At 34.1% G+C, this 24,929-nt stretch carries 30 protein-coding genes; 16 read left to right on the top strand and 14 right to left on the bottom strand.

Going from position 1 to position 24,929, the window contains the following annotated elements; genetic code table 11:
• Nucleotides 1-11: 11 nt before the first annotated feature.
• On the bottom strand, nucleotides 12-905 hold the full coding sequence (locus RM51_RS05720; protein WP_039366026.1) for an SDR family oxidoreductase: 894 nt from the start codon (nucleotides 903-905) through the stop codon (nucleotides 12-14).
• Nucleotides 906-1,042: 137 nt separating this feature from the next.
• Between RM51_RS05720 and RM51_RS05725 the strand changes: the two genes are divergently transcribed.
• The 10 genes from RM51_RS05725 to RM51_RS05770 all read left to right on the top strand — a co-directional run bounded on the left by RM51_RS05725 (nucleotide 1,043) and on the right by RM51_RS05770 (nucleotide 8,685).
• The gene (locus RM51_RS05725; RefSeq protein WP_039366028.1) at nucleotides 1,043-1,627 is read left to right on the top strand and encodes a Crp/Fnr family transcriptional regulator; all 585 of its coding nucleotides are present in this window, start codon (nucleotides 1,043-1,045) and stop codon (nucleotides 1,625-1,627) included.
• A 100-nt stretch (nucleotides 1,628-1,727) separates the two neighbouring features.
• Complete coding sequence (gene lipB, locus RM51_RS05730) at nucleotides 1,728-2,459, top strand: lipoyl(octanoyl) transferase LipB (RefSeq protein WP_039366030.1); 732 nt, start codon at nucleotides 1,728-1,730, stop codon at nucleotides 2,457-2,459.
• Nucleotides 2,460-2,541: 82 nt separating this feature from the next.
• Complete coding sequence (locus tag RM51_RS05735) at nucleotides 2,542-3,012, top strand: hypothetical protein (RefSeq protein ID WP_039366032.1); 471 nt, start codon at nucleotides 2,542-2,544, stop codon at nucleotides 3,010-3,012.
• A 40-nt stretch (nucleotides 3,013-3,052) separates the two neighbouring features.
• The gene (locus RM51_RS05740; protein ID WP_039366033.1) at nucleotides 3,053-4,084 is read left to right on the top strand and encodes a serine hydrolase domain-containing protein; all 1,032 of its coding nucleotides are present in this window, start codon (nucleotides 3,053-3,055) and stop codon (nucleotides 4,082-4,084) included.
• Nucleotides 4,085-4,278: 194 nt separating this feature from the next.
• Nucleotides 4,279-4,911: an NAD(P)H-dependent oxidoreductase gene (locus tag RM51_RS05745; protein ID WP_039366035.1), complete on the top strand. Its 633-nt coding sequence runs from the start codon at nucleotides 4,279-4,281 to the stop codon at nucleotides 4,909-4,911.
• Between the two features lie 28 nt (nucleotides 4,912-4,939).
• Complete coding sequence (locus RM51_RS05750; RefSeq protein WP_039366037.1) at nucleotides 4,940-5,374, top strand: MarR family winged helix-turn-helix transcriptional regulator; 435 nt, start codon at nucleotides 4,940-4,942, stop codon at nucleotides 5,372-5,374.
• A complete protein-coding gene (locus RM51_RS05755) occupies nucleotides 5,375-5,797 on the top strand; it encodes an organic hydroperoxide resistance protein (RefSeq protein ID WP_039366039.1) in 423 nt (140 codons plus the stop codon). It begins immediately after the preceding gene.
• A gap of 127 nt (nucleotides 5,798-5,924) precedes the next feature.
• On the top strand, nucleotides 5,925-6,173 hold the full coding sequence (locus RM51_RS05760) for a hypothetical protein (protein WP_039366041.1): 249 nt from the start codon (nucleotides 5,925-5,927) through the stop codon (nucleotides 6,171-6,173).
• 51 nt (nucleotides 6,174-6,224) lie between these two features.
• Complete coding sequence (locus RM51_RS05765) at nucleotides 6,225-7,349, top strand: lactonase family protein (protein WP_185094997.1); 1,125 nt, start codon at nucleotides 6,225-6,227, stop codon at nucleotides 7,347-7,349.
• 31 nt (nucleotides 7,350-7,380) lie between these two features.
• Complete coding sequence (locus RM51_RS05770; RefSeq protein ID WP_039366045.1) at nucleotides 7,381-8,685, top strand: hypothetical protein; 1,305 nt, start codon at nucleotides 7,381-7,383, stop codon at nucleotides 8,683-8,685.
• Between the two features lie 7 nt (nucleotides 8,686-8,692).
• On the opposite strand, the gene RM51_RS05775 is transcribed toward RM51_RS05770, so the two are convergent.
• From RM51_RS05775 to RM51_RS05815, 9 genes are all read right to left on the bottom strand, one after another.
• Nucleotides 8,693-9,322, bottom strand: coding sequence for a peptide deformylase (locus RM51_RS05775; RefSeq protein WP_052248410.1), 630 nt, complete (start codon nucleotides 9,320-9,322; stop codon nucleotides 8,693-8,695).
• 241 nt (nucleotides 9,323-9,563) lie between these two features.
• Nucleotides 9,564-10,436 carry a ChaN family lipoprotein gene (locus RM51_RS05780; RefSeq protein ID WP_039366047.1) on the bottom strand — a complete coding sequence of 291 codons (873 nt, stop codon included), beginning with the start codon at nucleotides 10,434-10,436 and terminating at the stop codon, nucleotides 9,564-9,566.
• A gap of 310 nt (nucleotides 10,437-10,746) precedes the next feature.
• Nucleotides 10,747-11,775, bottom strand: a complete 1,029-nt coding sequence (locus RM51_RS05785; protein WP_039366049.1) for a hemin-degrading factor — start codon at nucleotides 11,773-11,775, stop codon at nucleotides 10,747-10,749.
• Between the two features lie 4 nt (nucleotides 11,776-11,779).
• Nucleotides 11,780-12,430, bottom strand: coding sequence for a class I SAM-dependent methyltransferase (locus RM51_RS05790; protein WP_039366051.1), 651 nt, complete (start codon nucleotides 12,428-12,430; stop codon nucleotides 11,780-11,782).
• A gap of 1 nt (nucleotide 12,431) precedes the next feature.
• Entirely contained in the window at nucleotides 12,432-13,202 is a 771-nt protein-coding gene (locus RM51_RS05795; RefSeq protein ID WP_039366053.1) for a heme ABC transporter ATP-binding protein, read from the bottom strand.
• The gene (locus tag RM51_RS05800) at nucleotides 13,202-14,242 is read right to left on the bottom strand and encodes a FecCD family ABC transporter permease (RefSeq protein WP_039366054.1); all 1,041 of its coding nucleotides are present in this window, start codon (nucleotides 14,240-14,242) and stop codon (nucleotides 13,202-13,204) included. The genes RM51_RS05795 and RM51_RS05800 overlap by 1 nt, the downstream gene beginning before the upstream one ends.
• Nucleotides 14,226-15,104, bottom strand: a complete 879-nt coding sequence (locus tag RM51_RS05805; protein WP_039366056.1) for a heme/hemin ABC transporter substrate-binding protein — start codon at nucleotides 15,102-15,104, stop codon at nucleotides 14,226-14,228. The genes RM51_RS05800 and RM51_RS05805 overlap by 17 nt, the downstream gene beginning before the upstream one ends.
• Before the next feature lie 27 nt (nucleotides 15,105-15,131).
• Nucleotides 15,132-16,220 (bottom strand): HmuY family protein, encoded by a 1,089-nt coding sequence (locus RM51_RS05810; RefSeq protein WP_039366058.1) that lies wholly within the window; start codon nucleotides 16,218-16,220, stop codon nucleotides 15,132-15,134.
• A gap of 10 nt (nucleotides 16,221-16,230) precedes the next feature.
• A complete protein-coding gene (locus tag RM51_RS05815) occupies nucleotides 16,231-18,348 on the bottom strand; it encodes a TonB-dependent receptor plug domain-containing protein (protein WP_039366059.1) in 2,118 nt (705 codons plus the stop codon).
• 96 nt (nucleotides 18,349-18,444) lie between these two features.
• Here RM51_RS05815 and RM51_RS05820 point away from each other — a divergent pair, with 96 nt between their 5' ends.
• The gene (locus tag RM51_RS05820) at nucleotides 18,445-19,737 is read left to right on the top strand and encodes a T9SS-dependent choice-of-anchor J family protein (RefSeq protein WP_039366060.1); all 1,293 of its coding nucleotides are present in this window, start codon (nucleotides 18,445-18,447) and stop codon (nucleotides 19,735-19,737) included.
• A gap of 120 nt (nucleotides 19,738-19,857) precedes the next feature.
• On the opposite strand, the gene RM51_RS05825 is transcribed toward RM51_RS05820, so the two are convergent.
• The 4 genes from RM51_RS05825 to RM51_RS05835 all read right to left on the bottom strand — a co-directional run bounded on the left by RM51_RS05825 (nucleotide 19,858) and on the right by RM51_RS05835 (nucleotide 21,781).
• A complete protein-coding gene (locus RM51_RS05825) occupies nucleotides 19,858-20,148 on the bottom strand; it encodes a putative quinol monooxygenase (protein WP_039366061.1) in 291 nt (96 codons plus the stop codon).
• Nucleotides 20,149-20,239: 91 nt separating this feature from the next.
• Nucleotides 20,240-21,124, bottom strand: a complete 885-nt coding sequence (locus RM51_RS05830; protein ID WP_039366063.1) for a sulfite exporter TauE/SafE family protein — start codon at nucleotides 21,122-21,124, stop codon at nucleotides 20,240-20,242.
• A gap of 1 nt (nucleotide 21,125) precedes the next feature.
• Complete coding sequence (locus RM51_RS19450) at nucleotides 21,126-21,284, bottom strand: hypothetical protein (protein ID WP_165584985.1); 159 nt, start codon at nucleotides 21,282-21,284, stop codon at nucleotides 21,126-21,128.
• Nucleotides 21,285-21,373: 89 nt separating this feature from the next.
• Nucleotides 21,374-21,781 (bottom strand): RrF2 family transcriptional regulator, encoded by a 408-nt coding sequence (locus RM51_RS05835; RefSeq protein WP_039366065.1) that lies wholly within the window; start codon nucleotides 21,779-21,781, stop codon nucleotides 21,374-21,376.
• A gap of 151 nt (nucleotides 21,782-21,932) precedes the next feature.
• On the opposite strand from RM51_RS05835, the gene RM51_RS05840 reads away from it, so the two are divergent.
• The 5 genes from RM51_RS05840 to RM51_RS05860 all read left to right on the top strand — a co-directional run bounded on the left by RM51_RS05840 (nucleotide 21,933) and on the right by RM51_RS05860 (nucleotide 24,792).
• A complete protein-coding gene (locus RM51_RS05840; protein WP_039366066.1) occupies nucleotides 21,933-22,361 on the top strand; it encodes a DUF4268 domain-containing protein in 429 nt (142 codons plus the stop codon).
• 3 nt (nucleotides 22,362-22,364) lie between these two features.
• Entirely contained in the window at nucleotides 22,365-22,844 is a 480-nt protein-coding gene (locus RM51_RS05845) for a hypothetical protein (protein WP_039366067.1), read from the top strand.
• Between the two features lie 12 nt (nucleotides 22,845-22,856).
• Nucleotides 22,857-23,186, top strand: a complete 330-nt coding sequence (locus RM51_RS05850; protein ID WP_039366068.1) for a hypothetical protein — start codon at nucleotides 22,857-22,859, stop codon at nucleotides 23,184-23,186.
• A 134-nt stretch (nucleotides 23,187-23,320) separates the two neighbouring features.
• Nucleotides 23,321-24,139: a DUF2314 domain-containing protein gene (locus RM51_RS05855; RefSeq protein ID WP_039366070.1), complete on the top strand. Its 819-nt coding sequence runs from the start codon at nucleotides 23,321-23,323 to the stop codon at nucleotides 24,137-24,139.
• An 83-nt stretch (nucleotides 24,140-24,222) separates the two neighbouring features.
• Nucleotides 24,223-24,792, top strand: coding sequence for a Crp/Fnr family transcriptional regulator (locus RM51_RS05860; protein ID WP_039366071.1), 570 nt, complete (start codon nucleotides 24,223-24,225; stop codon nucleotides 24,790-24,792).
• The last annotated feature ends 137 nt before the right edge of the window (nucleotides 24,793-24,929 follow it).

The raw sequence follows: 24,929 nt of genomic DNA on the forward strand, positions 1-24,929 counted from the left end.
TGCTTTTTTAGTTAAAAGAAATACTGATCCAGTTCTTCAATAAAACTTTTCTCAGAAGGGTTCCATCCCAGCGTTTCCTGAGTCTGTGTACTTATTGCCGGACAGTTTTCCTGCACAAAATACGTCATCCAGGTAAAATACTGTTGTGCTTCTTCTTTGGAAAAAGATTCTACAGGAATATTAAGCTTCTCCCCAATGTATTCTGCAAATTCTTTCATCGACAATTGTTTGTCGTTGTTCACCGCATTATATCTCGCTCCTTTTTCACCTTTTTCAAGGGCTAAACGAAATAATTTTGCAGCATCTAAACGATGAACAGCCGGCCAGACATTACTTCCGTCTCCTATATATGCTGCAGCTCCGTTAGCTTTTGCCAATTCTGCCAACATCAAGCCGAAACCACCTTTGAAGCCTAGTTCAGAATTCCCATAGACACTTGGAGAAAGACGTACAATAGAGGCATTAACGCCCGCTTCCGTCAAGCTCACAAAAGCTTTTTCAGAAAACCGGATCGATTCCGCAGGAGCTTTACTTTCTTCAGTGATTTTTCCATTAATCAAGGGTAATCCTAATGTTCCTCCTGTCACCACAATAGGTTTATCTGTTCCTTTCAGCACCTCTCCCATCGCTTCAATCGCTTTCTGGTCTTTAAGTGCATTAGTTTGGTAATCTGAAAAATCATGAATAAAAGCAGTGTGAATAACCCCATCGGCTTCTCTTGCTCCTTTTTGCAAAATATCAAGACTTTCCAAATCTCCTCTCAACACTTCTGCTCCGGCTTCTGACACAAACTTTGCAGATTCTTCCGAACGAGCCAGTCCTGTTACCTGATGTCCGTTGGCGATTAATTCTTTTACGACAGCTGAGCCTACAAATCCTGAAGCTCCTGTTACAAAAACTTTCATACTCATATTATTTATTGTGTTAAAATTTCTGATACAAATGTACTTTCACCCAACTTTTCAAAACGAGGTCATTTGACACAATTTCATGATTATCTCATTAAAAATAATTAATTTTAATCATTATTTCAGTAAAAAAGATGTCAGAAATTTTTAAAAGATATTTCCAAAACGCTCTTCCCGGTTTAACGGAAGAAAAGTTCAGTTTGATTTTAGAGAAAAGCACCCTGATCCGTCTTCAGCGCAAAGAAGTTATTTGCAGACAGGGCGATATCTGTACCTCAAAGATCTTTGTTTCAAAAGGACTTCTCCGAAATTATTCCACTTCTGAGGACGGAAATGAACATATTCTCCAGTTTGTTAATGAAATGTCATGGACCACAGATCCTGAAAGTTTTTATAATAACACTTCTTCAAAACTGACTATTGAAGCACTGGAACCTTCCGAAATTTTTGCCTTTAATCTCAATGATTTCAACCAGCTCCGCGATGAAATTCCTACTCTTAGTATTTTTATTGAAGAGCTTTTAACGAGAAAATCAATGGAAATCAATAACAGGCTCTTAGTAAACATCAGCAGTACTCCCGAAGATAAATATTTACATTTTGTCAAAAATCATCCTGATCTGCTCAGCAGAGTTCCTTTACATATGATCGCTTCCTATCTTGGAATGTCTAGAGAAACGTTGTCAAGAGTAAGACGGCAAATTCTGAAAACGGTTTGATTGAGTCATCACAAAATAGAGATTCAAGAATAGATACCATAGATTTTGTCCATTCCATACAAGGATAAAAATCACTAAATTTGTGTATTCAAAAACCGGTATGAACACACATCAGAATAAAGTAGTAGAATTCGAAGATTTAGGCATAAAAGAATATCAACCCTCTTGGGATTATCAGGAAAAACTGATGAAAGATATTATCGATACCAAAATAAAAAACCGCGACTTACCTGCAGAAGAACATAGTACAACTCCCAATCATTTTCTTTTAGTTGAGCATCCTCATGTCTATACTTTGGGGAAAAGCGGACATGAAGAAAATATGCTGGCCGGAATTGATAAGTTAAAGGAAATCGACGCTACTTTCGTCAAGGTAAACCGTGGCGGAGATATTACTTATCATGGGTACGGACAAATTGTAGGCTACCCTATTTTGGATCTTGAAAATTTCTTCACCGATATTCACAAATACATGCGAAATCTTGAAGAAGTCATCATCAGAACCATCGCTGAATATGGTTTAAAAGGCGAACGCTCTCCGGGAGAAACAGGAGTTTGGCTGGATGTAGGAAAACCTTATGCGAGAAAAATCTGTGCAATGGGTGTGAAAGCTTCACGATGGGTAACTTTACATGGTTTTGCCTTGAATGTCAATACCGATATGCGTTATTTTGAATACATCATTCCTTGTGGTATCAAAGATAAACAGGTGACTTCTTTGAAAAGAGAACTTGAAAGAGATCTGACTCCTGAAGAAATGGAAGATATCAAAGCTAAGATCAGAAAGCATTTTACGGATGTCTTTGAAGCTGAATTGGTGACTAAAGCATAAAATTAATCTACATAAACTATATTAAATCTGTTTCTTTGGGAGACAGATTTTTTTATTAAGTATCTTTGAAAAAAACGTTCGAATGAAGATTTTAAGATTTCTACTCTTATCAACAGCTCTTTTTTTATGTTCATGTGTAGGTTCTGATCTCACTTCTCTGCCCAATACGATTGAAGAAGCTAAAAATGATAAATTATTAATTCATATATACAGACCTTCTCAAAGAATTGTGACCATTAATAATTCAGAATATTATCTCGAAGATGCTTTTACAACCTTCAAGTTTAATTCTAAAAAAGACTTAAAAATTAATAAGAATTTTTTTGCTTTTATTGTAAAGTTGAAAAATTTAAAAACCGGAGAAAAAATGCTGACTGAGAATGATCATTACCAATTCATTAATTATTATTCAGACACAGGAGGAATTCATGATTCTAATGTAAGCATTGATTATGATGATATCAATCTGAGAGAGAAACTAGATACCATATCAATGGGTTTTAGAAATCATCTTAAGCAGGAAACCCTTGTAAAATTTACAAAAATAAAATAGTCCTTATCTTTTTTACTTCATCAAAAAAACTCACCTTCACATGTCGCAAAATTTCAAATTCTTATCTTTTCTATTAATTCTCTTCTTTTCCTTCACATCTGCCCAAACAAAGTATGCCCGTAAGATTGACAGTTTAATATCAACTAAAACTCCAAGAACATTCAACGGGGTTATTCTGATCACTAAAAACGGGAAAATACAGTATTCAAAAGCTTACGGTTTTCAAAATGTTAATACTAAAGTTCCTCTGAAACTTAATGATCAGTTTGAAATCATGTCAAATACAAAACAAATTACAAGTGTTTTGTTATTAAAACAAGTTGAACAGGGAAAAGTAGATTTACAATCATCCATCAAAAAATATTTACCTAATCTTACCCAAACCTGGGCAGATTCTGTGACGGTTCATCAATTACTGAATCATACGCATGGAATCATTGATCTTGAAAAACCTTTGTTATTTAAGCCGGGATCTGATTTCAAATACGGAAACCTTTCTAATATTCTTTTAGGAAAAATCATTGAAAACGTTTCTCATAAAACGTATACGGAACTGGCAAATGCACTGTTCAAACAGTTAGGAATGAAAGATACGTTCTGTTATTCCAAGGAAAACCGAAGAAATCTTGTTTCCGGACATCTGGTAAAAAAAACTATTTTCAGCCCGGTTCAGGAATCTTTTATCAACAATGAAAATCTACCCGCAGACGGAGTAATAACAACCGCAAAAGATCTATCCATCTGGAACAATAATCTCCATAAAGGAAAAATTCTAAGCCCTGAAATGTATCAATTAATGACGACTCCATCAGCAATGTCGCAGCATGATGTTTTTGGAAAAGATAAAATGGGATACGGTTACAATATCAGAATTGTAAAAGACCACGATATTCAGTATTTCGGTCATACAGGATTGGGAGATGGTTTTGCTTCCCTTAATATATATATTCCCAAAAGTGACATCAGTATTATTGTTCTGGAAAATCAAATGAATGAAGACGGCGATCTCTATTATTATTTTGAAACTGAGATTAAAAATATCATTCTCAAAAACGATTTAATTAAAAAATAGACCTAAAAGCTGTATCGATTTGATACAGCTTTTTTTTATTACTGAATTAAAAATCAACAATTTAAAATTCCATTAATAACTATTATAGATTTTTTAAAACGTTAAATTTTACTAAATTAAATTGTACGCAATTTAATTGGCTATATATTTGCATAGTTAATATAAGTAAACAATAATTTTAAAATAAAAACAACATGTCATTACTACAAGATTTAGAATGGAGACATGCCGTGAAAGCATATGATCCGACTAAAAAAGTTTCAGAAAAAGATTTAAATACTATTTTAGAAGCTACAAGATTAGCTCCTACTTCATCAGGTTTACAGCCTTTCCGTGTTATCGTAGTCGAAAATCAGGAATTAAAAGAAAAAATGGTTCAGGGAGCTTTGAATCCTGAAGTCATGAGAGATTCTTCCCATGTTTTGGTGTTTGCCGCTTGGGACAGCTATTCTGACGAAAAAATCGACAAAGTGTATGACTATCATACCGATGTGAGAGAATTACCAAGAGGACGTTTTGGAAGCTATACCGATAAAATTAAAGAAATTTACGGTGCACAAACTCCTGAAGAACACTTCGCACACACTGCAAGACAGACTTATATTGCATTAGGATTTGCTCTGGCACAGGCTGCAGAACTTAAAATCGACAGTACTCCTGCAGAAGGTTTCAGCAATGTGGTAGTGGATGAAATTCTGGGACTAAAAGAATTAGGGTTAAAAAGTGTAAGTTTACTTTATCTTGGCTACAGAGACGAAGAGAAAGACTGGCTGGCTTCAATGAAGAAAGTCCGTGTTCCGATGGAGGAATTCATTATCAGAAAATAAAAATCATCAATTTTCATTTTTCAATCGTATGGAAAATTCAAAATCTTTAAAATTAGAAAATCAAATTTGCTTTCCGCTGTATGTGATTGCAAAGGAGATCACAGGACTTTACCGTCCCTTTCTTGATGAACTCGACATTACCTATCCTCAATATCTTGTTATGATGATCTTGTGGGAAAATGATGGTCTTGCCGTGAGCAGCATCGGGGAAAAACTATATTTGGACAGCGGTACACTGACTCCCCTTTTGAAGAGATTGGAAGCCAAAGGATTTATTCAGCGAAAAAGAAAAAAAGAAGATGAAAGGGTGGTTGAAGTATTCATCACCGAATCAGGAAAGGCTCTTCAGCAAAAGGCTTGTGAAATTCCTGAAAAAATTCACAACAAAGTAGGGGTAACAAAAGAAGATTGGATAACCCTGAAAGAAAGTGTCCAAAAAATATTAAGCAAAATAGAAAAATAAATGCAAACTTTATATACAACAAAAGTAACCGCAAAAGGAGGAAGAAACGGTCAGGTAAAAAGCGAAAACGGAATTCTTGATTTGGAAGTAAAAATGCCGAAAGCTTTAGGAGGTGCAAACGATGATTTCACCAACCCTGAAATGCTTTTCGCAGCCGGATATTCAGCATGTTTTGACAGTGCTTTGAACCGAGTGATCAGTTTATCAAAAACTAAAACCGGAGAAACCACCGTTACCGCGTTAGTAAGTATTGGTCAAATAGAAAACGGAGGTTTCGGATTGGCGGTAGAACTGGATGTGAATATTCCGGGAGTTTCGATTGAGGAAGCACAATCTTTAACGGAAAAAGCACACGAAATCTGTCCTTATTCTAATGCCACAAGAAATAATATTGAAGTAAAATTATCGGTAACGAATAATTAAGAATAATTTTCTTTGATTATATATAAAATCTGTTTCTTTTGAAACGGATTTTTTGTTTTTTAGGTGTTCTTCTGAGGAAAATAATTAATTTTATAAAATCATCAAAACAACCATTAAACATCGAATAATGAAAGAAGAAAAATTTACAAAATTCAGCGATCAGGAATTATTAGACAAAAGAAAAAACTTAAAGACACAGCTCATTATTAATGCTGTACTTATCGGATTTTTAATAGGAATTTCAATATATGGAGCCATAAAAAACGGTTTTACTTTTTTCACACTTTTCCCATTAATCTTTGTATTCTTTTTAATAAAAAATAAAACAGACAGCAAAGAACTGGAAAATGAAATTAATTCCAGAGGTTTAAAGTAATTAAGGAAAAATAATCTCATTCTTTATTTTAATAATTATTTTTCTATTATTTTGAAAAAACTATTTGCTTTAACTATTACAATTTGTTGTTGGTTACATTTTCATTCACAAAATACTTACGCATTTTTCGGTTCGTTCAATCGCGATAAAGATACAGAAGGACTTTATGTATATGAACTAGATACCATAAAAGGAAAATTATCGAAAATAACTTCCTATACGGGAATTTTAAACCCCTCATTTCTTACTGTATCACCGGATGGAAAATATGTTTTTGCCTGCACGGAAAGTAAGACAAAAAACGGAGGGAGTATAAGCAGTTTTGCATTTAACCGGGAAAATAGGACCTTAACTTTCATCAATAAGCAAAAAAGCGGTGGCGAAAATCCGGTTTATATAACGGCTCATAAAAACGGAAAATGGTTGGTCAATGGAAATTATACCGAAGGCAGCGTTTCTGTATATCCAATTTCAGAAAACGGAAAAATTGAACCTTATGTTCAGAATTTTCAATTCTCGGAAGGAAGTATAGATTCTGGCCGACAGGAACGTGCACACATTCACTCCACTGTTTTTTCTCCGAATTTTGATTACCTATTTCTTCCGGATTTGGGAGCTGATAAAATTAGAGCTTATGAGTTCAATAGTGACCATAATGAGCCATTAAAAACCGCTGAAGTTCCTTTCACAAAAACAACCTTAGGAAGCGGACCGAGACATTTAACTTTTCATCCGTACGGAAAGTTTGCCTATTGCATTGAAGAAATGGGCGGAGCAGTAAGTGTGTATTCTTATGATAAAGGAAAGCTGAATGCTATTCAAAGAATCAATACGCACTCTGAGAAATACAAAGAGGATTTTGAAAGTTCCGATGTTCATATTTCTCCTGATGGAAAGTTTTTATATGCATCCAATCGAGGTATAGAAAACAATATTGCTATATTTTCGATCCAAAATGACGGAATTTTAAAAACAGTCGGATATCAATCTATAAAAGGAAAGCATCCGAGAGTTTTTGGACTTGATCCCAGTGGGAAGTTTCTGATTGCCACCAATGTACAAAGCGGAACTGTGGTTGTGTTCAGGAGAAATTCTGAAACGGGTTTATTGAAAAAAGTTGGGAAAAAGATTAAAATTAAAAGTGTTTCCTGTGTACAGATCAGGAAATATAATTAACTTTTGCTAATTCAAACAACTACACAACTTTATGAAAAAACTTATTGTATTCTTTATTATTTTGATAACAAGCAATTTACTTTCGCAAAACATGAAAATTATTAATAACAATAAAGAAAATATCAATATTAAATTAATCGATAGTACGACAATATCAAACCTAGTTTCAACTTTTAATGGAAAAAAAGATCTTTCGAAATACAAAAAATTCACTTCCAAAACTTTTGTTTTAAATGACCATCGCATTATAATTGAGTTTTTTGATAGACAAGGAGTTTTAATTAATAATGAAAATGATTTTGATAAATTAAAAGAGGTACGGTTTGTTAAAAATCGAATCTGGAATCTGAAGAAAAACATCTCGTACAAAACGGAACTAAACTTTGAACAAGGATTAAAAATTCGTGAAAGTGAAAAACCTGAAAAACTATCAAAATTTAAAGAAATATATGGAGATTCTTCTCTCGGAGTTTATAAGTTAAGAAATAATCAAATATTATTTCTTAATGATTACGGAACAAAAAAGTATGCAGGAATTTATCCAGACCTTAAAACTCTTGCCTCAGAAGAAATCAACATTTCAGAACAATATTATAGTTCCGATGACGAAGAAATTTTAATGAAAAAATTAGCCAGCGGAGATGCTTTAACAGATTTTGAACCTAATGAACATTTAGTTTATCCTAAATATATTGCTGATATTATAAAAAATCATAAACTTGAACTTATAGAGCAAAAAGTTTACATAAAAGAATTTTACGGCAATTTGTATAAATCCAAAAGAAACGGATTGTATTTTTTAATTGATGAAATAAATCAAAAAAATGGCTCCGGAAGTGTAATGAAAATTTTAGAAATCAACATTTTTGATAACCTAATTGATGTTCGAAATGCAAAAAAAAATTATACAAAATTTAAAGACAAACCTTTTTTTTTAGAAAATTTTTATCAGAAAATTTCTAATCAATATGGTAAAGACTTCCCAAAATATGTTACTCAACTTATTGATAAGCTTCCTAAAATTTTAAATATTGAGATAGAAAATCTAACATTTGATGAAAAAGGGCTTGAAACTTTAGATGAAGCAATTGTATGGAATCACGAGAAGAGTCAGCTATTCGATCAATGGTTTCCTTGTGTATTAGCTTTTTATGGACAATATTATATTCAAAACAAAAAAGATGGAAAATGGATTACTAAATTTGATAAAGAATCCGATCTATGGATTCCGCAATTAGAGCTTAATAATGGACGTTTTGCGTGGGATGAATGGCAATTATATAAAGGACTTTACGAAGGAGGGACACGTTTATCATGGCTAGAAGATTTCAAATAGATATTTATTACCTAGTCACAGAATCACTTTTCTTAAAAGCATCTACTTGTTGATAAGAATCGTTTTTCTCTTTTTCTTTTTTATCTGAAATTAAGATTCCGAAAAGATGGTCGATTTCATGCTGGAAAATTACGGCAGTGAAACCTTCTACAATTTCTAAATATTTCTGACCTTTCAAATCAACATATTCCAATTGAATGACTTTGCTTCTGTAAAACTGATCTCTGAAATCGGGAATCGATAGATCTCCTTCGGGGCCGAGATTCTGTAATTCTGATCTCCAGACAATTACAGGATTGATGAAATATTCCAGAGGTTCACCCTGTTTATCAAAACGTTGAACCCAGATAATTTTTCTATTGATTCCCACCTGTGGTGCCGCAATGCCTACTCCACCATCGGTTGAAAGCAAAGATTCTTTCATTCTTTTAACTAAAACCGCTGTGTTTTTATCTAACGGATCAATTTCTGTGGAAAGGCTCAGCAATGTTTTATGCTGATGTTCATCCGTTGTTTGATATATTGGTAATGCAGTATTGATATCACCATGATTGATAATTGAGATCTCAGTAGAAGTCAGTTTCTGAGCATGGAATAAACCGATGAAAAGTATGAGAAGAAAAGGTAGTTTTTTCATTTTTTGAAAGATGTTATACAAATATAGCCAATGTCTATTAAAAATGCTGTCCATCATTCTGAACGAAGGAAAAATTTCAGCTTTGTTTTTAGAGATTCTTCACTCCGCTTTGCTTCGTTCAAAATGACAAACGTTGTGCATAAAAAAACGGGCTAAAGCCCGTTCCTATTGATATTATATCGTAATCTAACTATTTCCGACTATCCAAACTGATTCTTTTTACTTTTTACCTGGCTCTTTCTTAATACGTTTTCGTCATATCGCTCGGAATAATCAGATTGAAATCTGTCGGAATATAATCTTTTTCAGGTACTTTTAATTCAGGATTTTCGGATTCAAATACGGAGATCACTGCCATTTTCAGGTTTGGATTTTTCTGTTTGATGTACCAGTAAATTCCGCCAAATTCTTTGCTGTGGTAATTTCCATTGTAATGGATAAATGTTTTTCCGGCCTGAATATTTTTCAGAATAGATTCCGCCATGGTAGCGTCTTTTGTCGCCTGAGCGGAAATAAAGTTCATCACTTTTGTTCCGTCTGCGTGATCTCCCATCATGGTTTTCATTTCAGGATAACCGGGCGTATCCAAAGTTACTTTAATAGGCAGCTGAGCAATGTATGTTTTTTCTTTTGCTGATAAATTACTCAGAGATTCTAAGCCTTCTTTTGCTGTTTGAGAGGCATATTTTCTAGGAATATTGGTCGCAATAAAGCTCAGTTTTTTATCTTTTGCAAAATCTACCAAGGGTTTATAATCTGTTGTGAAATTACTCCACAACCGCGCCGAATCTTTTAAGGTTTTAGCATCAAATTTTCCATTCAAATATTGGTTTAGCTGAGACTGATTGTCTCTTTCAAACATTTCTGCTCCCAAAATAAGTTGTCCGTTCTTCTGGGCATATAAAGCTTCGGTAATTTTCAGCTGAAGCCAATGATTGATGGAACTGTTATGATTTTCACCAAAGAAAACCACATCATAATCAGCCAGTTCTCTGAATAATTTTTCCGGCTTGATTTCTTTTCCTTTTTTATCATAAAACTGATAGGGTTTGAAATTCTGGGCGCTCAATACGCCACAAACAACAAGCAATATCGCGATGAAAATATGTTTCATTTTTTATTTTTTATAGTTTTAATTTAACGCAAAGTTTGCAAAGGTTTATTTTATTCTAACTTAATATTTTACGTTTCGCAAAGACGTTTCACTTAGCAATTGAATTACAGATTGTTATGCTGAACGGGACGAAGTGAAATGAAGGGTCTCTATAACTTAAGCTGAGATTCTTCCTTCGTCAGAATGACAGGCTGTATGCTGAACAAATCTACAATTTTTGCAGTTTTACCGTTTACAAGTTAGCCTTTTTACTTAAGAAAAAAGCCGCCCTGTAAAAAACAAAACGGCTTCATAAAAATTATCTAACTATTTATTTTTCTAAACCTGCTACAAGGTCTTTCCACTCTTGTAATTCAGGGATTCCAGGTTTTCTTTTTCCAAAGAACTGAACGATGAAATCTCCTTCGCTGTTAAATACTTCAATAGCCGTTACTTCACCATCTTCCGTTGGTTTCTTTACGATCCATGCCTCAGCAATTTTCGTAACGTCAAGGTGTAAATTGAAGTCAGGATCCATTACATTGAACCACTGTTGGTGCCAAAGTGTTTTTGTCACAGTTCCCGTATGGATCTGGATGATTCCTCTGTTTCCAACAAATATCATGATCGGCAATTGCTTTTCAGCAGCATCTTCAAGTACGCTTACCACTTTTGCGTTGTCGATTTTTTTAGTGAATCCTTCCGGAGCCAATCTTAATGCCTGAGTTCTGCTTACTCCGAATTTTCTTGTCATCATGAAGAAATCATGCGTATCTTTCAATTCTGTCCAGGCTTTTTGGAAACCTTCTACATCAATATCCGCATCTGCTTTTTCTTCAGCTTTTGGAGCTACCGCTTCAAATTCGAAAGTTGAAGTCTGCTCTTCTGCCTTGAATTTTTCAACAATTGCATCAAAAGCAGCTTCGTTGCTGTCTTTTGTCAAATAAATTTTGTGTAGAGCCAATCCGTCTTTTCCGAAGAACTGTAAGCTTTTTCTGTCTCCTTCTACCACTGCAAAAGCAAATTTCCAGTGGTTTTGGAAGATTCTCAAATCAATATCTTCTCCTACGAAAAGCTGTGCATGCGGACTGCTGAAATCTCCGTTCAGATAAGTTCCTTTTCTTTCGTGTACACACTCTTCATTACGGGTAAGAGCCATCACTTTTCCTAATTGTTCCGCTTCAGTCAGAATTTCTTTAAATTCCGGCTTCAAAACCGTTACTCCTTCTCCTACATTGGTTGCCAATAGTTCAGCTTCGCTTACTCCAAGTTCCGTAGCTGCATTTCTGATTCTTAAATGTGGATTTTCAGCTTTCAAAGCTTCCCATTTTTCCTTAAGATCGTTTACTAATGTGCTCATTATTTTATTTTTTTATGGTTAAAACTGTATAATTTCTTGTTATGGTTTCGTTTCCTGTTTTACTTTTTACCTCTTCTTCCTTTTCTGAGATTTTCATTCTTTTGAAATCACTTTTAGAAACGGTCTCCTCCATTTCGTCTGTATTATACAACGTAAAGTCGAATTGGGTAAAAGGCAGTTTCTCCATGAAATCTCTTTGCCCGAATGTCAAAACAAAGGTTCCGTTGTCTTTCAAGACTCTGTAGATTTCATTTAAATATTCAATCGGTTGCGCCCAGAAATACACTGTGTTTACCGTAAATATTTTATCAAAAACTCTGTCTTCAAAAGGTAATTTCTCTCCTTCATACAAAATAAAGTCTGCCTGATTCTTATATTCTTCATTCAGCCTTTTCGCTTCATGATGCATGGTTTCAGAAATATCAATTCCTGTATATTTTACATTTTGAGCCTTGTTCAAAATACTTTTAACATGGGCTGCGTTGCCATGACCGATTTCAAGTATGATTTCATCGTCTTCTATTAAAAGCGTTTTAATGCTTTCCAGGGTCATTCCTATGTTCGTAGCATTCATCATCTCGCCTATTTCAATTCCCTTTTCTCCCTGGGGATTGGCAAGATTTTGCGCTAATATTTTTAAGTCTTCTTTTTCCATATTATCCAAAAATGATCATGGGGTTATTAGTAATTGGATGGTCGCAAATGGTACAGGGAAAGTTATAGGCTTTGCTGATATTTTCAGCGGTAAAAACTTCCGTTGGTGTTCCGTATGCGGAAACCTTTCCTGATTTCATCAATAAAATTTTATCTGCATACTGCGCTGCCAGATTCAGATCATGAAGAACTACAATGGCAGAGTTTGCCTTTTTTGTAAAGTTTTTAATGATTTCCAACGCTTTATATTGATGTTTTATGTCTAAGTTGTTTAACGGTTCATCCAGAAAAACAAGTTTGTGGGCGATATCGTTCTGCAACTGAGCCATTACTCTGGAAAGATGTACCCTTTGTTTTTCACCACCCGACAAAGTATTGTACTCTCTGTCTTTTAAGTGAAATACATCGGTTTCGTACATCATATTGTTCATGGCTTCATGATCTCCCTGTCCCGGTTGTGCATCGAAATACGGGTAACGTCCCATCATGACGACATCTTTTACATCAAGCGGAATATCGTTGCTGTTGTGCTGAGAAAATTTCGCTTTATGTTTTGAAAGTTCCTGCACCTGCCAATCATTGATATGTTTATCTTTAAATAAAATCTGATGCTTAGATTTTACTTCATTGGCCAAAACACTTAATAGGCTGGATTTTCCGGCTCCGTTCGGGCCTACAATGGCCAAAAATTCACCATATTCCAAATGAACATCAACAGAATCCAGAATCTTGAATTCTTTATGTTTGTAACTTATCTGATGCGCCTTTATCATTACAACGATTTTTTAAATTTAATTAAAATAGCAATGAAAATAGGACCTCCCATTAATGCAGTCAAAATTCCGATCGGTAATTCTGACGGTTCGACAATGCTTCTGCTGAATGTATCTGCCAGCAATAATAAAATGCTTCCGCAAATTGCTGATAAGGGTAAAATGAAGGAGTAGTTCGATTTAAATAAAAGTCTTAAAATATAGGGGATAATAAGACCTACAAAGCCAATCGTGCCTGAAAATGCAACACAACTTCCTACCATTAATGCAGTGATAATGATAATCTGTTTTTTTAAGCGTTCTACATTAATTCCTAAATGCTGTGCATCTTTTTCACCTAACATCATTGCATTCAATGCTTTTCCTTTGGGTAATAAAATAATATAGGAAATGACCAAAACCACTGTCAGAATAATATTCTTCGTCCATGTTGCCGCAGCCAGACTTCCTAAATTCCAAAATGTTAAATCTCTCAACTGGTCGTCTTTTGAAATATAGATCAAAAAACCTGTGATGGAAAACCCGATCGCCGTAATGGCAACTCCGGTCAACAGCATCATGACCACATTTGTTTTTCCTCCGCTCGTGGAAATTCTGTACACCAACAGCATCGATAAAAAAGAACCGATGAAAGCGGCAATACCTACCAATGAAAATTGTACAGCTTCAGGAAGATATTGCTTGAAATGCCCTCCTAAAACAATTGCAATGGCGGCAAGTAGTGTTGCTCCCGATGTCAATCCTATTAAATCTCCTGTTGCCAGAGGATTTTTAAATAATCCCTGTAATCCTGTTCCCGAAACGGCAAGCATACTGCCGATAAGAATCGCCATGATAATTCTGGCTGCTCTTACGTCCCAAACTACATATTTATCACTTAATGATAAACCCGGATCTCCTTTTATTACTTTTCCCAACACTTCAAACGCAGATTTACCACCAAAATCGTAAACCCCCGTATTAAGAGACCATACTGCTATGATGACAAGCAGTATGGCACTTATTGTAATATAAAAGTATAGTTTACTTTGTGTTTTCAATTAAAAGTTTGTTTAATCCTACAGCAGCTTCTCCTAATCTTGGTCCGAAGCTTGAAACCAAACCTCCGTCCATAGCAATAATCTTTTTGTTTTTACCAGCGTTTGTCTGAGAAACACCCGGCATTTTTAAAGCACCTTCGTTTCCTCCAGCTCCCTGTAATCCGCTTGAGAAGAAGAATAACACATCAGGATTTGCTTTTACAACCGCTTCAGGCGTCAATGGTTTGAAATCTTCGAAGTCATTCACAGCATTTTCTCCACCTGCAAGACCGATTAATGCAGCCATTGGTGTGTTTTTTCCTGAAACCATCAACATATTTCCTCTTGCGTAAATGAAGAGTACTTTTGGCTTTTTAGCAATAGGCTGAACTTGTTTTAAATCAGCATCTATTTTATCGTTAAGCTTTTGGTAATCTGCATTCCCGATTGCTTTTGCAACGTCAGCGATTAATTTTTTAGTTCCGTCAATTGTAAACTCCTGCTGGAAAACTTCAGTTTTGATTCCTGAAGATTTGATTTTTCCCATTAAATCGGGATTGATATCTTTATCAGAAGCTAAAATCAATGTTGGAGAAACCGCCATGATCGGCTCAATCGTCATTGATCTCATATGACCTAAATCTTTAGCCGTAGCTTTCAAAGATTCCGGATAGGTACTTGTAACGTCTGTTCCTACGATTTCTTTTTCGTGACCTAAAGCAGCAACAATTTCTGTAATTCCGCCATTAAGGGTAACGATTTTATTATTTGATTTTGGAGCTTCAGAAGAAACTTCTGTTGTATTTTCTGTTGGCTTTCCAGCTTCTTTTTTACAAGAATACACTGCTACCAATACTGAAGCTGCAAGAATGAATTTTTTCATGATCTACTATTATTTGATTTATAGGGTTTAGAATAATGGTTTGTATTCAAATTGAGGATGTCCTCTTTCTCCTTTCTCATCGGTCATATTTTTAAATCTTAGTTTAAAATAATATCCTTCTGCATCTTTGATTACATAGAAAACAGTACTTTTTACCTGAGATCCGGAAGGCCCCGCTTCTCTCCAGTTACTTCCGATTACACGTTGATCATTATATACAAACTTAGTTTGGTCAATATCAGAGAATTTAAAAGCATTATAAGCTTCCGCTCCTGTAGTAGTTCCTGTTGCTTTTACTTCATAAGCACCTGCTCCCCCCATATTATTGATTGTAATAAAATCAGCATATACATAAGTTCCTGCTCCTTCAATCACGTTAGTAAATACCGTAAAACCGATATCCCAATTTTTCTTTTCAGGTTGAATAGAGAGTTGGCTATCATTAACTAAGCTTACAAAATTGTAGTTATACGCTGAATTTTTAGTAATATTAAGTTCTTTGATATTGGTAGTCTCATCAAGTGGCGCATATCTCACCTTGTAACCACTTCCCTGTCTTACAACTTGTATTTTCATCCAACCTCTAGATTCTGAACCTGTATTCACAGAACCTGCTGCTACATTACCTGTATAAACTTTTACCCCCATATTGATAAGATAAATTCCATTATCAGAGGCATTAGCTTTAACTTCTTCAATAGCAGTATATCCTGAAGGTATATTTCCTTTTACATCATCAATGTATCCTATATTTGCAGTACTATATGGTCCCACAACAACGTCAGTAGTCATCGTTCCAACACTTGCTGTTGTTACTTGCTTAATATCTGTTGCATTTGGAATTTTTGCTGCTGCCATCGCTACTGATGAGTTTAGCACAACTTTAAATTCATTTCCTGCATAGAAAGCCAAATCCCAATCGTTTCTTTTTGTAAGAATCATAGAGTTTGTTCCGAAATCAAACCACACCTGATTTGGCTGGGTAGCACCTCCTACTTTAGCATCTACAGTATATCCGTCAGTTTTTGGAACTGCAACCGGATCTTCATTATCATTTATACAAGATTGTGCAGTAAATGCTCCTCCAATTAAAAGATAAAATAGTATTTTTTTCATATTTAAAATTTTAGAAGTTATAGCCAACTCTTACAAAATAGCTTCGGCCATAGAAAAGATTAGAATTTGGATCAGCCGATTCATGAACGTTTCCTGAAATGGTAGTATCTCGAACAGATGACACATCGAAAATGTTCTTCACTCCCGCACTTACTTCAAAATGATTTTTAAAGAATGGTTGAGTCACCGTAAAATTCATCATGCTAAAATCTTTACGTTCACCAATAATATATTGAGAAGAGGTAAGATCTGATACCAATGTAAACATTTGAGTTTTACCTGTATATTTATAGAATAAAGATAATGTTGTATTGATTTTCGGAATGATATAGTTAGCTGCAAGATTTGCCTCGAATGTATAGAAGAAATCATCAGGAGATGTAAGCCCGCTTTCATTCAAGGATTTTGAAATTCCATAATATGCAGCATTAGCAGATAGACTGAACTGTCCTTTATGAGCTCTAAAATTACCCTCGAATAAATAACTTTCGAAACGGTCTATATTTATATATTGAAACTTCATAGGCAGAATACTTGTTTGTGCAAGTTCTATTCTGTCTTTTACTTTTAAATAAGTAGCACTCGCTCCTATTCCTAAATTCCACCCGGAATCTGTTACGATTTTTTTATCTGCATTCAGTGAAGCCGTCATTCCTGTTTCCGGTTTCAGATTCTGATTTCCTTGAATATCGTGGTTACTGTCTACCTGATAGGTATACAACTCGTCAAAGTTCGGGAATCTGTTAGCACTTCCTACTACAAGACGAATATTATCATTATCTGTAACTTTTGCTCTTGCCGTTAAAGAATAATTATGCTGTGTATCAAATTTGTCACTTAACGCTAAACGGTACCCCGGACGAATTGAAAGCCAATTATTAGCATTCCATTCTACGGACATAAAATTAGCATAATTGAAAATTTTTCTCTTTACATCATTTGTTCCTCCGAAGTTTCCAGCTATATTCCCAGCAAATCCTGTTGTATGATCTAATTCATATCCAAGCTGGAAATCTATTTTATCATTATCAAGGAAATTACTGAACACTCCTCTGGAATATAAAACATCTGATTTGTTATAAGATTGATATTCATTCAGATTATCTCTTACCTGTCTGTTAGGAATATCGTAGACAAAATCTCTGTATTTTCTATCTTGAGTCTGATATGAAAAATCTCCTGTATAATTGATGGCTCCAAGTTTTGTCTGAACGTTTAACTGGTTGACATATCTTGTCGTTTTATAATCTCTATCTGTAGAGATAAATGTTCTGTTTCCTTCTCCTAAATAGAGTTCAGTAACTTTTGGATTATAATAATTCAGCTTTTCATTTAGAAACCCGAATTTATAGAAAATTGATGTCTTATTTTTAGTATAGCGTAAGATTCCATCAACATTTAAGACATCTTTTGGTTGCCATGAATAACCTCTTTTTTCATCTTGCTCAAAATATTTATACCCCTCCTGAGTTCCTTTGAATCCTTGAAAATCATTATGATTAATATTCGCTCCCACATACCAGTGTTCATTGATATTATACCCAATATTTAGATTTTGGATATGCCTTCCTTCTCCTTTTTTATACCAGTCATATTCTTTACCTACAGTTTCTTCCTGTAAAAAAGCATTTAAAGTTAATTTTTTCTGACTGTTCTTCTTGGTAATAATATTAATAACTCCGGCAACCGCATTACTTCCATAATCCACTCCCATTGAACCTCGTACAACTTCTATACGTTCTACGTTATTTACATTCAACTTAGTTAAATCGATATTATTTCCTAAACCAATATCTCCTACTACCGGAATGTTGTCGATAAGTATTTTTGTGTATTCCCCCCCAAGCCCCATAAGGTTTGCTGTTGAATTTCCGGAATTACGATCTGATGTAATAAGAATGTTCAAACTTTGATTAAGAACTTCCGCAACATTGGTTGCCGCCATATTCTTGATCTGCTCTGCATTAATAACTTCAACTTTATAAATCGATTTATTAATTGATTGTTGCATATATTGTCCGGTAATGACAACTTCTTCAATTTTTTTCTGATTTAAAGAATCTTTTTCCTGTGCATGTACCCACACTAAAGCAGATAATGATACTATTGAAAGTATTTTCTTCTTCATGAAAACTAAAAATTTTTGACAAATATAATATTTTATTTAGAATAGTTAAAAATAATTATATACTTTTGTGGAATAATTCTAAATAAAAATAACGTCATGAAATTAAAACTACTTTTAGGAGCTTTAGCTTTAACTGCTATTAACGTTCATGCTCAAGTAGCAACAATTAATGAAAACTTTAATAGCTTTGCAACTGGAAGCACATCTTTCCCTTTTAATGGATGGACAAGTGTGCTACCTGGACAATTAGCTAGTCCACCTGCTCCTATGATGGTGATTTATGCTGAGACTGGTGACGCTACAAACAAATATGTTTCATCTTATTCTGGTGGTAATTCCGATGCTCCGCAGTATTTGGTTTCTCCACAGATAGAAGCACCTACAGGAAATAAAACCCTAACTTTTAAAGCTAGAAAAAATTCAGCAGGTGCTCCGGTAATACTGCAAGTTGGATTAGCATCAAGTCCTACAGATATGACGACTTTTGTTGCTGTTGGAGCTCCTGTAACGCTTGCTACAGCGACACATCAAACAATTAGCCGTGTAATTCCTAGCTCAACTTCTTCATATATAGTTTTCAAAACTGTAAATGCTACAACAGGAGTACCTCATACTGCCACTGATATTGATGATGTATCATACGATGTAACTCCAGTAGGAACCATCAACGAAAACTTTAATAGCTTCACTGTAGGCGCGTCGGCAATTCCGCAAAATGGTTGGAATAAAGTAATCAATACGGTACCGCACAATGTTTACACTGCAGCAAATAATGGAAGCACTACGATTCAATTTTACTCTGGTGGTGTAGCTGGTGCAACTGCTTACCTTGTTTCTCCAAAAATTGTAGCTCCGGATGGAAGCAAAAAACTTAGATTTACAACAAATATTACAGCAAGCTCAACAGGAAATGCAACTATTGAAGTAGGAATGGTTTCTGGTACTACAGCTGCCGATATGGCGACTTTCACATCTTTAGGAAGTCCAATTACATTAGCAATAGGTTCTACTACACCCCAAACTATTACTTTAGATGTGCCAACTTCTACATCTCAGTATATTGCATGGAGATTTGTTGGAGCGGCAACCCACTCTGCAGCTTATGTAGACGATGTAATCTATGATGTACTTGGTTCGTTGGCAACATCTGAAACAAAATCAAATACTTCAGCTTTAAGTTTTGCAATCAATGCCGATAGTGAACTTCAGTTCGTAGGAAAATCAGAGGTAAAATCAATAAAAATTTATTCTACGTCTGGAAATCTTGTAACTCAAGGTGTGGTTAAAAATAACAGATTCAATGTTTCAACTTTAGCAACAGGTGTTTATATTTTCGTTTCGGAAAATAATGCAGGAACTGTTACTAAGTCGAAATTCATTAAAAAATAATACTTTCTATTTTTTCTAATAAAAGGCTGCTCATTTCGATGAACAGCCTTTTAAATTTTTGATATGAAAATAAGAAAAGAGATTGAAAAAATTCAATCTCTTTTTATTTAAGTTTAGGAATTATAAAATCTTAAAGCCTTTATAAACTAAAGTAGAGCTTTCCAGCATTTTTGAAGAATCTCTACGGAAGTTCAGCAGATGATCTTGCCCATTATGTCTATTGTGATGTTCTACACTTTCCCATAATTCAACTAAGAAGAAAGTTCCTTTATTATCTTTATCTTCAATAAGATCATATTGCAGACAGCCTTCTTCTTTTCTAGTCTCTCTCACTAAGGCCTGAAACAATTCTACCGCTTCCATCAGATAATTTTCATTAAACTTGAAAAGCGCAACGATATGTAAATTCATATTTTGTTATTTATTACTGTAAATGTAAAATATTTTCAAAGTCATCACTCTTTCCGTTTCATTTATTTTTCCACAATGAGTTGAATTTTATTTAAAAAACAGATTTATAAATCGTTATTGAGCTCATAATAATAACCAACGTCCCAATTACAACAAACATACTTTTCACAGGAAGCTTTGCTGTAAGCATTGCAGAAAAAGGAGCGGTTACAATTCCGCCCAGCAAAAGTCCTAAAATAATATTCCAGTGTTGTATTCCCAACGTAAAAAAGAATGTGACTGCTGCCGTTAATGTTAATATAAATTTTGCTACTGTAGAGCTTCCCACAGCAAATCTGGGCGTGAAAGAATTTTTGATTAAAGTTCCGGTCACCAAAGGCCCCCATCCTCCACCTGCGAAAGAATCAATAAAACCGCCAATTAATCCCAGTCTGGTAAGATTGGTTTTTCTTTTCAATGCTTTGCTTTGTTTTTTCTTGAAAGCATTAGATAAAATCTGAACTCCAAGATATAATGTATAAAATGCAATGATCGTTTTGGTGATTTTAGCATAATATTCACCCAGATAAGTAAGACAAAGAGCTCCTATAATCGCCCCTATAACAGCCGGAATCGCCAATCTTTTAACCAGATTTTTGCTTACATTCTTTAATTTAACATGACTGATACTTCCTGCGGCTGTTGTAAAGCTTTCTGCGGAATGTATACTCGCACTCACAATGTGTGGTGGAATATTCAGAAAGAGTAAAGTCGTTGTGCAGATTACACCATATCCCATTCCCATTGATCCGGCTACTACTTCTGCTAAAAACCCGACAAGCATCATCCAGTAAAAGATATAGTTGTCTTTTGCCAGAACAATAAATAGCTCATCCAGATATCCCAATTCATACATAGAAAAAAATAGAATACCCAATATCGCAAGTGTTACAAAAAACACATTGAGCCTGATCTGAACTTTTCTTGAAATCACCATATTAAAGAATACTTGTTATTTCAATCATTATTTCAACTGTTTTATCAATAAAAGCAGCATTTTCTATGGTATCACTATCTATAAAATTGTTGAGAATGATAGAGTCATTTTTCTTTGCTGAAAGTAGATTCAGCCTACTTGCATCTTCTTTTGGGATCATAGATTGTTGATTTGAAGTAATGCAAATATCTAATAAAATATTTATCCTACAAAACAAGTAGACTAATTATTCAAAAAAAAGGATTTAGATCAGTCGATCAAATCCATTAGCGTTTTACTTTCCAAAATACGTAGAGAAGCGTCCCGAACTTCTATCAAAACATCATGTAGACCACAGTGATCTTCATTACAGTCTTCACATTTTTCATAAAAATTCAGACTTACACAAGGCAACATAGCAATTGGTCCGTTTACCAAACGAATAATCTTTGCCAGTTTTACGTTTTCAGGATTTTCTTTGAAAAAATACCCTCCTCCTTTTCCTTTTTTACTGTCAAGGATGTCTGCTTTTTTCAATTCCAGTAAAATATTCTCTAAAAATTTCAGGGGAATTTTCTTATGCTCTGCAATTTCAGAAATAAGTACAGGACCGCTATTCCTCTTTTCTACAAGGTATGCGAGTGCCTTAAAAGCATATTGGGATTTTTTTGACAACATTATAGCAAAAATAAGAAAAAAAGTGAAATAGTAAAAAGAACCAGAGAACAGTAAAAAGAATCATCAGCTGAATCTCAAATTTTATAGATTACTTACACTTTGTTCTTTTACATTTTTTACTTGGCTCTTAGTTTTTTCCTACATTTGTTCCATGTTCAGTAAACAAGAAGCACAGCAATTAAAAAAAGAGTTTTGGACCGCTTTCGGAAAATCATTTCCCAGAAAATGGCTTTTGTACGACACCAAAATAAAGGATATGTCGTTCAAGTTTTATGCAGATAATAAAAAAGCAGAAGTTTCTTTGGATATCGAAATGAAAGACGAAATTTTCAGAGATGCTTATTATAATAAAATATGGTCGCTGGAAGATATTCTGAAAGATTTTATAGGAGACTTCACTAAAGAAGAGTTTTATACACTCGAAAGTGGAAAAGTAATCAGCAAGATCTGGATTGAAAAACATAATGTTTCCATTTTCAATAAAAACACATGGCAGGAAACCTTTGAATTTTTTGTTGAAAAAATGGACGGTTTTGAACGATTTTATTATGAGTATGAGGATTTTATAAAGGATGTTTAAGTCATGAAAATTCTATCTGCTTTTTTATTTGTAAGTTTAATTTCCTGTAATAAATTTTCTAATCAAAATTTATATTTAATTGATGATTTTAAAGTATCAAGAAAAGAGTTTACAAAGGATACAATTGATTTGGAAAACGTATCTTCAGAAGGCGGTGAATTGATTTCTTATTTTTCAGATAAAAAGAAGTTTAGGGTATTTGATTTTTTTATTTATGGAGAAATGGGTAAACTTAATTATACCTATTTCACCGATAATAATCTGAAAATTAAATCTGTAATAAAAAGGGATTACAAGTACGACAAGCCAATCACGGAAGAAAATTTAAAAATTGATTCAACAATTATTTATTATGATTATTCTGAAAAACCAATATTGCTTGATCAAAATTTGAAAGAAATTCACAGTATTCAGCAATTGAAAAAACAACAAATTGAGCTTGATTCTTTCTTTAAAAATAATCTAAGAATTCATAAAGATTAAACTGTATAATTTATGAAAATTAAATATTGCTGGAGATGTAGAATGGATGTTCCTATGCTTGATAAAGAAGAAGCCGAAATTGCTTCAAAATTATTATCGGAAGGATTTCAGGAAGCTAAAAAGCAAATGAAAGCTCCGATATCGGAAAATTTCAAGAAACTTCTTAATTATTATAAAGATTTAACCGGTTTTGAGGAAACAAATCCTAATGCAATCATGCATCACATTATCGATATGTATGGTCCGGATTGTGAAAACTGCGGTAAACCTTACAGAACAAAAACTGCCACTATATGTCCAAAATGTGGTAACAAGAGAAACTTGAAAGAAAATCTTTCATAAAATCCAAACTATTGTTTAAATATTTTTCGTAATTTAGTCAAACCAAAAAATATTAGTATCTGTTTATTCATCGAGCTTTTCAGCTAAAACAATTCTGATATTTCTTATAACTCAATCACAAAATATTTAAAATAATGGAAGAAAACTCGTTCATTTTCAGCGATGGCGCTGATCCTAAAATGATTGAAGCTTACAAAAAAGCTCAGGAAACCTTCAAATACTTCTGGAGAGAGCAATCCTGGGAATACAGAAGAATCATTCCTAGTCTCAATCTTTCTTGCGTAAAAGTAGCTTTTTCTGAAAAAGACTCCGAAACCGGAAAAGATATTGTAGAGCATATGTGGATCAACGAAATTGATTTCGATGGCGATCACGTGAAAGGCTATCTTATCAATGAACCCAACAATCTTACTAAAATTCAGGCAGGGGATTATTTTGAAATTCCTTTACATGAAATCAGTGACTGGCTTTTTACGATTACTCCAAGTGTGAAAAAACCGAAAGGTCTGTCAAAATTATTTTCATCTTCAGAAGATCCACTTCCAAAGGCTTATGGAGGTTTTACCATACAAAAAATGCGAGCTGATATGTCCGATGCAGAGCGAAAAGAACATGATGGTTTTTGGGGACTTGATTTCGGGGACTTCAATGAAATTCATGTTGTTCACGAGCAAAAAGAAAAACCTGAAAATCTTGTAGAACATCCTATGAGTAAAAACATGAAGGAAAAATTAGTAGAATTCTTACAAAATTATCCTGATGAACTGACCAACATGGATGATAACGGATTATCTCTGATCCACAGGGAAACTCTTGCAGGAAATTTAAGTTCTATAGAAATAATCTTAAGCTCGGGAGGTGATAAACATTTAAAGACAAGTAAAGGAAAAACAGCCTTGGATTTTGCAAAACAAATGAATTGGGAACATTTGATCCCTGCTTTAGAAGATTAATTATACAGAGAAACTTTCGGGTTTCTCTTTCTTTTTTGCCAAATGACAAATGTTGTACAATTTTCTTTACTTAAATTGCATTTATGAAAGAATTATTTGATTTTATGTTAAGATTTGGAAACCTGAATCAGCAGCAAATGGATTTCATTACAAGCAAAGCTACAGAACTGGATCTTTCGAAAGAAGAATACTTTTCTGAAGCCGGGAAAATCGCCAAACAGGTCGGATTTGTTATTGACGGGATTCTTCGTGTTTGCTATTACAACAATAAAAGTGAAGAAATTACAAAATATTTTATTGAAGAAAATAATCTGGTTGTAGATCTTGAAAGTTTTGACAATCAAATTTGTTCGAGTGCTTATGTTCAGGCGGTGACAGATTGTAAAATGATTGTATTCCAGCGAAAGGACTGGCTGGAACTCTTACAGACGATTGTCGGTTTTGATGCAATCGTTCACAAGATTATTTCAAGAGCATTGATTCAAAAAGTGGAAAGAAGAAGTCCGCTTGTTTCAGAAGATGCGACAACCCGTTATCTGAAATTTCTAGAGATCTACCCTACTGCTGTCAACAGAATTCCACTTTCTTATGTAGCTTCATATTTGGGAGTTACTCAATCTTCTTTAAGCAGGATCAGAAAGAATATAAAATAATTAAGGTAATTATATAAAGTTTTTAATCTGCTATCTTAATTATTATGACGCTGTCATTCTGAATGTAACGCATTGAAATGAAGAATCTAAGCTATCATGAGATTCTTCCTGCGTCAGAATGACAATGGTGTAAAATC

Source organism: Chryseobacterium taiwanense (assembly GCF_000813825.1).
GTDB classification, from domain to species: domain Bacteria; phylum Bacteroidota; class Bacteroidia; order Flavobacteriales; family Weeksellaceae; genus Chryseobacterium; species Chryseobacterium taiwanense.

Excerpts from the sequence above, each read along its gene's own strand:
- RM51_RS05720 (WP_039366026.1), bottom strand. The coding sequence starts at position 905 with ATGAAAGTTTTTGTAACAGGAGCTTCAGGATTTGTAGGCTCAGCTGTC.
- RM51_RS05725 (WP_039366028.1), top strand. The coding sequence starts at position 1,043 with ATGTCAGAAATTTTTAAAAGATATTTCCAAAACGCTCTTCCCGGTTTA.
- lipB (WP_039366030.1), top strand. The coding sequence starts at position 1,728 with ATGAACACACATCAGAATAAAGTAGTAGAATTCGAAGATTTAGGCATA.
- RM51_RS05735 (WP_039366032.1), top strand. The coding sequence starts at position 2,542 with ATGAAGATTTTAAGATTTCTACTCTTATCAACAGCTCTTTTTTTATGT.
- RM51_RS05740 (WP_039366033.1), top strand. The coding sequence starts at position 3,053 with ATGTCGCAAAATTTCAAATTCTTATCTTTTCTATTAATTCTCTTCTTT.
- RM51_RS05745 (WP_039366035.1), top strand. The coding sequence starts at position 4,279 with ATGTCATTACTACAAGATTTAGAATGGAGACATGCCGTGAAAGCATAT.
- RM51_RS05750 (WP_039366037.1), top strand. The coding sequence starts at position 4,940 with ATGGAAAATTCAAAATCTTTAAAATTAGAAAATCAAATTTGCTTTCCG.
- RM51_RS05755 (WP_039366039.1), top strand. The coding sequence starts at position 5,375 with ATGCAAACTTTATATACAACAAAAGTAACCGCAAAAGGAGGAAGAAAC.
- RM51_RS05760 (WP_039366041.1), top strand. The coding sequence starts at position 5,925 with ATGAAAGAAGAAAAATTTACAAAATTCAGCGATCAGGAATTATTAGAC.
- RM51_RS05770 (WP_039366045.1), top strand. The coding sequence starts at position 7,381 with ATGAAAAAACTTATTGTATTCTTTATTATTTTGATAACAAGCAATTTA.
- RM51_RS05775 (WP_052248410.1), bottom strand. The coding sequence starts at position 9,322 with ATGAAAAAACTACCTTTTCTTCTCATACTTTTCATCGGTTTATTCCAT.
- RM51_RS05780 (WP_039366047.1), bottom strand. The coding sequence starts at position 10,436 with ATGAAACATATTTTCATCGCGATATTGCTTGTTGTTTGTGGCGTATTG.
- RM51_RS05785 (WP_039366049.1), bottom strand. The coding sequence starts at position 11,775 with ATGAGCACATTAGTAAACGATCTTAAGGAAAAATGGGAAGCTTTGAAA.
- RM51_RS05790 (WP_039366051.1), bottom strand. The coding sequence starts at position 12,430 with ATGGAAAAAGAAGACTTAAAAATATTAGCGCAAAATCTTGCCAATCCC.
- RM51_RS05795 (WP_039366053.1), bottom strand. The coding sequence starts at position 13,202 with ATGATAAAGGCGCATCAGATAAGTTACAAACATAAAGAATTCAAGATT.
- RM51_RS05805 (WP_039366056.1), bottom strand. The coding sequence starts at position 15,104 with ATGAAAAAATTCATTCTTGCAGCTTCAGTATTGGTAGCAGTGTATTCT.
- RM51_RS05810 (WP_039366058.1), bottom strand. The coding sequence starts at position 16,220 with ATGAAAAAAATACTATTTTATCTTTTAATTGGAGGAGCATTTACTGCA.
- RM51_RS05815 (WP_039366059.1), bottom strand. The coding sequence starts at position 18,348 with ATGAAGAAGAAAATACTTTCAATAGTATCATTATCTGCTTTAGTGTGG.
- RM51_RS05820 (WP_039366060.1), top strand. The coding sequence starts at position 18,445 with ATGAAATTAAAACTACTTTTAGGAGCTTTAGCTTTAACTGCTATTAAC.
- RM51_RS05825 (WP_039366061.1), bottom strand. The coding sequence starts at position 20,148 with ATGAATTTACATATCGTTGCGCTTTTCAAGTTTAATGAAAATTATCTG.
- RM51_RS05830 (WP_039366063.1), bottom strand. The coding sequence starts at position 21,124 with ATGGTGATTTCAAGAAAAGTTCAGATCAGGCTCAATGTGTTTTTTGTA.
- RM51_RS19450 (WP_165584985.1), bottom strand. The coding sequence starts at position 21,284 with ATGATCCCAAAAGAAGATGCAAGTAGGCTGAATCTACTTTCAGCAAAG.
- RM51_RS05835 (WP_039366065.1), bottom strand. The coding sequence starts at position 21,781 with ATGTTGTCAAAAAAATCCCAATATGCTTTTAAGGCACTCGCATACCTT.
- RM51_RS05840 (WP_039366066.1), top strand. The coding sequence starts at position 21,933 with ATGTTCAGTAAACAAGAAGCACAGCAATTAAAAAAAGAGTTTTGGACC.
- RM51_RS05845 (WP_039366067.1), top strand. The coding sequence starts at position 22,365 with ATGAAAATTCTATCTGCTTTTTTATTTGTAAGTTTAATTTCCTGTAAT.
- RM51_RS05850 (WP_039366068.1), top strand. The coding sequence starts at position 22,857 with ATGAAAATTAAATATTGCTGGAGATGTAGAATGGATGTTCCTATGCTT.
- RM51_RS05855 (WP_039366070.1), top strand. The coding sequence starts at position 23,321 with ATGGAAGAAAACTCGTTCATTTTCAGCGATGGCGCTGATCCTAAAATG.
- RM51_RS05860 (WP_039366071.1), top strand. The coding sequence starts at position 24,223 with ATGAAAGAATTATTTGATTTTATGTTAAGATTTGGAAACCTGAATCAG.